Source organism: Neisseria sp. P0014.S009, assembly GCF_051958155.1.
Classification (GTDB): domain Bacteria; phylum Pseudomonadota; class Gammaproteobacteria; order Burkholderiales; family Neisseriaceae; genus Neisseria; species Neisseria flavescens_C.
On sequence record NZ_JBQCVS010000025.1, the window covers coordinates 1 to 8728 of the forward strand.

Sequence of the window (8728 nt, forward strand, 5' to 3'; positions counted from 1 at the left end):
GAAGGTGCTCATGGAAAATCCCCTAAATGTCTTGGTGGGAATTTAGGGGATTTTGGGGAATTTTGCAAAGGTCTCAGCTTATCGGATTTGCGTCCTACACTTTCCGACTTTGCCAATGAGTTCCGAGGGGTGGCGAGTGGTGCTGCCGGGCTGACGTACGCTGCACGTGAGGCAGTAAAATTTGAAAGCGCAATGGCAGGTGTTCGGAAAGTCGTGGACGGCACTCCTGAGCAGATCGAACAGTTGGGCGAGCAAGTTAAAAAGCTGGCGGTAGAGTTCGGTATGATGCCGGAGCAGATGGCTGAAATTGTTGCCGCTGGCGGTCAGTTAGGTATTGCTGCCGATAAGTTGGATGAATTTGCACGCGTTACCGCGACTATGGCAACCGCCTTCGGCATGACCGCTGAAGAGGCAGGCAATGCCGCCGCGACGATTGCCAACGTGTTCCAGCTCCCGATTGGAGAAGTCGAGAAGCTCGGCGATGCCATCAACGTTTTGGGCAACAATACCGCCGCACGAGAAAAAGACATTGTCGCCGCAATGGCGCGTATCGGCGGTACGGCGAAACAGTTCGGCTTGGCCGCAGACGAAGCCGCCGCGCTTGCCGACGCATTTATCGCATTGGGCAAACCGCCCGAAGTGGCTGCGACCGCCATCAACGCAATGCTGCAAAAACTGCAAACTGCGCAAAGCCAGGGCAAAGACTTTCAGGCGGCCTTGGAAGGTATCGGTACGTCCGCAGACGAGATGGCAGCCAATATCGCAGCGAATCCGCAGCAGGCATTGACCGAGTTCCTGCATAAACTTGAAGGCTTGGACAAACAAAGCCGCGCCCTGACGCTCTCGCAACTCTTCGGCACCGAGTACAGCGACGACATCGCCCTCTTGGTCGGCTCGCTCGGCGAGTACGAAAAGGCTTTGGGCTTGGTAAACGACCAATCACAAATACAAGGCGCGATGCAGAAGGAGGCGGCAGCTGCATTAAATACTACCGAAGGGCAAATAAATAAGGCCAAGGCGGCAGTTTCCAATATGGCGGGAGAACTGGGTAATGCCTTATTGCCTATTTTAAAAATAACGGCATCCACAGTTGAAACGGTTGCAACGGCAATTAGCGATTTCACAAAAGATTTCCCGGTATTGTCCAAGCTGGCGATTTACTTTGCGGCCGCCCGTGTTGCAATGGAGGCGTATTCTGCAGTTGTGCGTCTTGGTGGTGCTGCCGCGCTGAAAAGTTTGGTGTCTCAAAAAGCTGCTGTCGATGCGTTGACCGTTTCATATGGCAAAGCCGGTTTGGCGGCTAAAGAATATGGAATAAGTGCGGCGGCGGCAGGTGCGGCGCAAACACGCGGCTTGAGTGGTTTGGCATCGGGACTCTCTGCGGTCGCCTCCCGATGGGGACTGATTGGGACGTTGGCGGTAACCGCCGGTGAAGCCCTCGGATCATTCATTCAGGACCTATACGAACACATCCCAGGCCTACGCGGTATTTTTGACGAGATAGCACGCCCGATCGCCATGATAGAGAGTCTGGTAACAACGGGAAGTTTGGATAAATATCACGAATTTTTCAAAACTGACGCCGAAATCAAGCGCGAGCTTGCAGAATCAAACAAAAAGGCTACTGAAGCCGCCGAAAAAGCCGCCGCCGCCAAGAAAAAAGCTGCCGAAGAAGAGGCAGCCGCCGTCAAAGCCCTGCAAGCCGAATATCGTGCTTCCGCTGCCGAACAAGCTGCGTTGGAGCGCAGTATGGCGGCCTTGCGTGCCGACGGTCGCGAAACCAGCGACTTTTACAGCGAGCTGGCAATCAAGCTGGAAAATGTGCGCACCAAAACCGCCGAACTGAAATCCGAACTTGACAAGAAAAATGTCAAAATCAGCGCAGATACAGGCGAGCTTGCCGCAGCACAAAAAGCCCTTGAGGCTTTGGGTTTGACGGCGGAAGAGGTAACCACCGGCATGAGTAAAAAGGCGGCGGAAGGTATTGCCAATTTTTCGCGTGTTGCCTCTCAGTTTGGTAATGATGCTGAGCAGATGAGCCGGGTGTTTCAAGCCGCGCTCAAGCAGATGGACAGCAAAGAATCAACTGATGCTCTTTTGGCCGAATTGGAAAAGGTAGGCAAGCAATCCGGGCTGACGGCCGAGGAAATTAAGAAAATCGGAGATACGGCAAGGGAGTCGACGGACAAGGTTGCCGACGCCTTCGCCAAAATCGGCGTGGACAGCAAGGCCGTGATGACGGGTATCAGCAGCGACGCGCGGCAGGCATTCACTGATTTTCAGACAGCCTCGACAGAAGCGGCGGCCGCCGGTCAAAAAGATGCCAAGCTGATACAGGCAGCCTTTGAGGCTATGATGGGCAAACTTAAAAGCAAGGAGGAATTTGCCGAGTTTCAACACCAGCTCAAAGCCAGCGGCGACGCGGCACTGTTGACGCAGGAGCAGCTTGCCCGTTTGGGCGATGCAGCTTCGGGCGGTGCGGAAAAAGCAAAAGCCGCCTATCAAGGGCTGAACGATACTGCCGCTAAAACAGGCGAAGCCGCGAAAGCCGCGCATGACAAAGGCTCGCAAGCGGCGGAAAACCATGCCCAATCGGTCAGAAAAGTGGCGACAGCCAACAAAGAGGCGGCAGCGGAGGCAGACAATGCAGCCAAAGCAGCGGCAAATGCATCTAAATCGTTTAGTGATTACGGCTACCGTCTGACGCAAACAGCAGGCTTTTACAAGCTCAATAATGAGCAGCTGGATTTGATGAACCGACAGTTCTCCGGGATTAAGTTGGGCATGGAGGCCACATTCCGCGCTGCTCAGATGAAAGAGTACACGCAACAGATTTACAGCGCGAATACCGCGATGCAAAGGCTGACCAATGCTGCTGCTCAAGGCGCAGTGACACAGGATATCTTGAACGATGCGGCCAGCGCGGCATCTCGTGCTGCCGATAAATTGGGGAATACTGAGCTGACAAAATTCCGCAATGCGATATCCGATGCCCAACGCCGGTTGAATGCCCTGCGCCAAGAAGCACATGATGCAACCCGCGCGCTCGAGGCCGAACTTGCCGAGCTTAATGGCAATACGGAAGCGATTTATTCTTTGCAGCAAGAAAGAAAAATCCGTGAGCTGCAACAAAAACTTGACAATGCCAACCGCCTCAAACAAACCGACGTTGCGCGCGAATATCAGCGTCAAATCGATTTGCAGCAACAGATTTACAACAGGCAGCGCAGCAAGCGCGCCGAATCTGCCGCGCAAGAGCAAGTCCGCAACCAAGGTTCGTATGGTAACAGTAATGCCGCCCAGCGGTTGCAACAAATCGGCAATCCGCAGGTTAATATCGACCCGGAAAAGCTTAACCAAATTTTGGCGCAGCGCGACCAAGCGGTTGCCGAGAAAGCTGTTAACGGTTTTATGAATAGTTTACAAGCTTCATTAAAGCGCACGACATAATTCAGACGGCCTGCAACCATCTGACTGCAACCATGCCAAGCCCCGATTTTCGGGGCTTTTGTTTTAATAGGGTTTTGAGAAAAATACGCAAAGGCCGTCTGAAATGGCAAATCAAGAATGGACGCTGAAACGGAAAGACAATGGCGTGGCCGTACATCTGCCGCAGGATATGCGCTGGGACGATGAATTTGAATGGAGCAAGGTGGCGCAGGCCGCGCCGCAGCGCACCTTGTCGGGCGGATTGGTCATCCAGCAAGGAATTAAGGCAAACGGTCGCCCAATTACGCTGTCGGGCGATTGGGTGTGGCTTGATTTGAGTATCTTGCGTACGTTGCGTGACTGGACGGACGTCCCCGAATTGGAAATGACGCTGACGCACTACGACGGCCGCGAATTTAATGTTATTTGGCGCACCCATAACGCGGCTTTGAACAATGTCGAGCCGGTGCATTACTCAACGCCGGAAACGGATAGCGAGCGATACACTGCCCAGCTCTGCCTGATGACATTTTAAGGTCGTCTGAAAACAGATTTAAACAGGATTTAAAAAGGTTTCAAAAATGGAAAAAACAACGCGTCTGACGCAGCAGGATCTGCAGATTTACCCCAGCCAGCGCATGACCGATACGCCTGATGGCGGCGGTTTGATGGTCGGTCAGCCGCTGACCGGCGAGGATAACGAGATTTTCCCGCCTGTTTCGGACGTTGACCGCACGATGGGCAGTTTGGACGCCCGTTTGCTCTACCCTGCTGTCCTGCGCAACGACTCCGAGCCGCTCTATGGCGGGCATTTTGTCATTACCGAGCCGCCGACCTCTGAAAACGTGTCTTTTTTGGCGTTTAAGGCGTTCAACTACGGCGAGAGCCGCGCGGATATTATGCCGCGCATTGAGGCGTATTCCGTGCCGACAGTGGAAAGTCGCATGACGTTATTGGGTCGCCATTTGGCAGGCGTGCGCCTTGTGCAGGCGTATCAGCGCGTAGAGGCTCCTTTGCCGAAGGTTGGCGAGCGTTATTGCCTGCAATATGAGGAAAAAACCAAAGATGTGACGCGCCGTATCACGGAGTATTTCCGCATTATCAACATCGAAGATGAAGTGCGAGTTTTTGAGATCCCAAAATCAAACGGTGAGGTCGAGGAAGTGCCGCGCCGTGTAGTCAAAATGGAAATCAGCAATCCGTTAACCCGAGATTTTGATGGTGTCGATTATCCGGTTAAGGGGTATGCCGCGCCTAAAGTTAAGATTTTGGAAACCCAAGTTGCAGATTCCGCGGCTTATTATGGCGTAAAACCTGTATCTGACGGCCTTTCGGCAGGAGATGCCACGCTGACGGTGTCAAGCATTTACGAAAAGCTTGTACCGACCTCGACAGTCGAGACACCTTATGCGGATGAATATCCGGTTCCCGGCGAAGCATGGGTCGCCGCTGCGCCAGAAAAGCAGCTTTTTGCGGGGCGTGTCAGCAATGGGGCGTTGACTTTGCCTTGTTCTATTTTGCCAGGCAGTCTTAAAGTTGGGAACTACACAGACAATGGCTTGGGTCAACTTAAAAGTGGCGACAATGTTGTCAATGCTGATTACGCCAATGGGCGTTTGAGTGGTTTGCCGACAGGTTATTACACGGTAACTGCGGTTCCGGGTGCTAAATCGTCATCAGCGCGATATGCTTTTGCGGTAGAAATTAAAGAAACCAATCACGGTACATCATTTGCCCCTCTGCTTAGACCTAATCCTGCTTTTGGTAGTTTAAAAGTGTCTTTTATGGCTTTGGGAGTTTGGTATGTTTTGACCGATACAGGCGACGGCGTATTACGGGATGAGGCCGGTAAAAGTGTAGGTACGGTGTCGTCTGCAACAGGCAGTGTATTGCTTAATCTACCGTCTCTTCCGGATGTTGGCAGCCGTTTGGTGTTTCAATGGGGAGATTCCTCTGGTTTTACGTCTTTTGATGGTGGGAAGACGGGTGGGAATAATCTGCCCAAGGCGGCAAATGGGGAGTGTACTTATTCCCTGGGGCATTCGATTAAGCCGGGAACGCTGGTGCTTACTTGGCAAAATAACGGTAAGAAAAGAGCGCAAGACGATGGCGCAGGAAAATTAACAGGTGATGCAACTGGCAATGTGGATTATTTGAACGGCACGATTAAATTGCCAGCTTATATTGACTCTACTTCAGTTGATTATGTTTGTGATGAGCCTGATCGTATTCAAGTTGGCCTTGCTGATGGTCTTGGCTTGACCGCAGAGGAAAAAGGAGAGGTTTGGAATATCACACTGGGGACGGCGATACCTGATTGGCGCACTGTTTCTTTAACTGCTTTGGGAAGCTTTGAAGAATATACAAGTACAACTGTTTCAAACAGTTATTCTGGTTATGCGGCAGCATTGGGATAGGATAAGTAATGGGAATCAAAACTGGTTCAGGCGGCTTTAAAATTGTATTGTCCGCCAACCCTGCGAAAAATGGCGAGTTCACAATCGGCGGTCGAAAAGTCGAGGGTGTGAGTGGTGTAGGTTCGACAATGATCGTACCTAAAACGGTGTTACAGGTTGCCGGTCAAGAAAGACGGATAGTCGAAGGAAATATTTTGGGTACAAAATATAAGTACCTAGAATTGCTTGAGACCAAAACAATAAACCGTTATGGAAAAATAGTCAGTTGGTATGCGGATTACCTGACTAGTGATCCTGCCTCAATAAAAAAACGTCGTGGCAGCTTGAATGGCGGCTTGTTATTTAATGTTTTGAACGACTTTGATCAAGGAAGCGTCTGTGTTTTTGATACCTGGTCATTTCATGACGGCGAGACAGAGATTATTGAACGAGGCGGTACGCTTTATAAGAATTGGAATGCAGTAGAAGGTTCGGGCGATGCAGTCGGTACGTTGACTACTGACGGTAAAGTCATTATCAATGACCGTAATATTGCCTTCCTGAATCTTAAAATTACAGGCGGTATCGTACGTCAGCCACAGATCAAGGGTTATGGTTATGCAGGCCGCACACCTGCCGCGCCGGTCAAGCCTGAAAGCTTTACCGTTTACGCGGGCAATGGCGAAATTGTCGGCAGAAGCAACGCCGCAGGCGAAATTACCGGCGGCATTACAGGCAAAATCGACTACGAGACAGGTTTCTACGAAATCAAGCGCGATGAGGGTTTTTACCCCGAAGACTTACGCTACAACGCCGTGACACAAGACAACCTGCCTTTGGATTCGTCGATTATCGGTATCGATGCCGTGCGCCTGCCTGCCGACGGACGCGTCCCCGTGTTCCGCAAGGGCGATATGGTCGTGATTTCCAACCGCCTAAAGCAGGATTTGGGCAGCGCGTTTACCGCCGCCCAGAAAATCACGCTCAACCGTCAAAATATCGACCGCCTATGCTTGGTCGACAGCAAGGGCAAGCACGTCCTCGCCGAGAAATACACGGCAGACCTCAAAGCGGGCAGCATTACTTTTGCCGAGCCGTTGGACTTGTCGCAATATACCCTGCCGCTGACTGCCGTTTGTGCATGGGAAGAGGAAAACCGTGTGACCGGCGTCGATATTTCAGGCCGTCTGAAACTCCAGTTTGCGATTGGGCGCAATTATCCGAAGGAGCATACATTTGTGTCTTCCGCCCTGATCGGCGGCGATTTGCTGGTGCGCGCTACCGAGCCGTTTTCGCAACAGGCATGGGACAATGTGTGGAGTGACGCGCAACGCGGGGAGCCTATTTTGGCGCGTGCCAATGTCAAAGACTACCCGATTAAATTGGCCGGCAACGGCGCGATTACCGAGCGTTGGCTGATTAAATTCATTACTGCAACCCAATTCGAGCTTTACGGCGAACGGCTGGGCTTGGTCGCAAAAAGCGATACCCTGACCGATCTTGCGCCGACCAATCCGGCAACCGGCAAGCCTTATTTCACGCTCAAGGCGGCCGCATTCGGCGGCGGCTGGTCGGTACAGAACTGTATCCGCTTCAATACCTACGGCACGCCGTTGCCCGTTTGGATTTTGCGCAGTGTCCAGCCTTCGCCGGACAAGCAAAACGGCCGCGATGGTTTTACCGCGTGTTTGCGCGGCAATACGGTGGCCGAATAAAAGACAAGGCCGTCTGAATAGTGCTTTCAGACGGCCTTTATACCGTTTGTTTCTTTTTTGTTCCGCTGAAATTCATAAAACAAAATAGAAACAAGCAAGTGAGTGCAATTATGCCAAGCCCCGATTTTCGGGGCTTTTGTTTTAATGGGGTTTTAAATCATTGAAGTAAAAAGAAAGGCCGTCTGAAATGTTTGATACGCAACGTGTGCCGGTAAAGGTTTACCGCTGGGATGACGAGGGTGCGCCGCAGGTTGAATCGGCGGCAGGCAGTATTAAAACGATTTTAAAAGCCTGCCTGGTTACCGGTTATGGCGAGGGTAATAAACGCAAGGACGGGCTGGGCTGGGAAATGGCGTTTGAAAAGACGCAGGAAGCCTGTTTCCGCAGTACGCACCCGAAGGCGACAAAGTGGTGGCTGGGGGTGGATGATACGAAGTATCTTGCAGGCGGCGACAGAAATAATCGTTATACCGATGTCTGTGGGATTTTGGAGCCGACATCCGCTACAGCGGGCAAGGCGGTTCAGTATGTTTGGCGTGATTCGAATAGGATTCGCTTTGCTAGCGCCAATTATTACGACAATAGTTTCAGATTGAAATGGGTTTTAGTAGGTCATGCACGTGCCTTTGCCCTTGTTTTGCTGAGTCCGGGCAATTCGTCCGCCAGCCCTGTACTTTATTTTGGGGAGTTTCCAAGCCTGGCGGTGGCGGATGAGCATCAAAACCTATTGGGGGTGGGGGCGAACGGATCAGAAAAATATTTTAATTCTGGTGTAAGTTCTTCCTACAACGGATTTTATAGCTCGGCCATGCGCGATTACAAAGGGGATGCGCCAAGTGGGTTTTATTGCGGTTCAAATACGGCTGACTCCTCTACCAATTACCCAAGTCCCATCAGTGGCGGCTTTACGGCTTCCGACCTGTATCTTTTTGAGAGAGTTAATGGTGGATATGCGCTTCGCGGCTTGGTTCCGGGTTTGATGCGCACCAACGAAGCGATGCCGAGTAACAACGTTATTCCGCAAGGTACTGTTTACGACAATCTGGACAATTCCGGCGATGAATGGATGTATGTCAAATGTTTTAGTAATCATGCCGGCCTGCTGATCAACCTCACAGCCTGGGAGCTGTAAGCCATGCCGAATTATGTTTTCCGCAGCCGTCTTGCCATTAAGCGCGGCAAGTTGCG

At 51.7% G+C, this 8728-nt stretch carries 5 protein-coding genes; all 5 read left to right on the forward strand.

The features are described from left to right. Positions 1 to 87: 87 nt before the first annotated feature. The 5 genes from ACTHS4_RS11190 (at position 88) to ACTHS4_RS11210 (ending at position 8672) form a co-directional block, all read left to right on the forward strand. Positions 88 to 3450, forward strand: a complete 3363-nt coding sequence (locus ACTHS4_RS11190) for a phage tail tape measure protein (protein ID WP_440365946.1) — start codon at positions 88 to 90, stop codon at positions 3448 to 3450. A 103-nt stretch (positions 3451 to 3553) separates the two neighbouring features. Further along, positions 3554 to 3964: a hypothetical protein gene (locus tag ACTHS4_RS11195; protein ID WP_049344592.1), complete on the forward strand. Its 411-nt coding sequence runs from the start codon at positions 3554 to 3556 to the stop codon at positions 3962 to 3964. A gap of 46 nt (positions 3965 to 4010) precedes the next feature. Next, positions 4011 to 5846, forward strand: a complete 1836-nt coding sequence (locus ACTHS4_RS11200) for a hypothetical protein (protein WP_440365947.1) — start codon at positions 4011 to 4013, stop codon at positions 5844 to 5846. Between the two features lie 8 nt (positions 5847 to 5854). After that, positions 5855 to 7540, forward strand: coding sequence for a hypothetical protein (locus ACTHS4_RS11205; RefSeq protein WP_440365948.1), 1686 nt, complete (start codon positions 5855 to 5857; stop codon positions 7538 to 7540). A 187-nt stretch (positions 7541 to 7727) separates the two neighbouring features. Next, on the forward strand, positions 7728 to 8672 hold the full coding sequence (locus ACTHS4_RS11210) for a hypothetical protein (protein WP_440365949.1): 945 nt from the start codon (positions 7728 to 7730) through the stop codon (positions 8670 to 8672). The last annotated feature ends 56 nt before the right edge of the window (positions 8673 to 8728 follow it).

Coding starts and splice junctions, on each gene's coding strand:
- ACTHS4_RS11200 (WP_440365947.1), top strand. CDS start 4,011: ATGGAAAAAACAACGCGTCTGACGCAGCAGGATCTGCAGATTTACCCC.
- ACTHS4_RS11210 (WP_440365949.1), top strand. CDS start 7,728: ATGTTTGATACGCAACGTGTGCCGGTAAAGGTTTACCGCTGGGATGAC.
- ACTHS4_RS11205 (WP_440365948.1), top strand. CDS start 5,855: ATGGGAATCAAAACTGGTTCAGGCGGCTTTAAAATTGTATTGTCCGCC.
- ACTHS4_RS11195 (WP_049344592.1), top strand. CDS start 3,554: ATGGCAAATCAAGAATGGACGCTGAAACGGAAAGACAATGGCGTGGCC.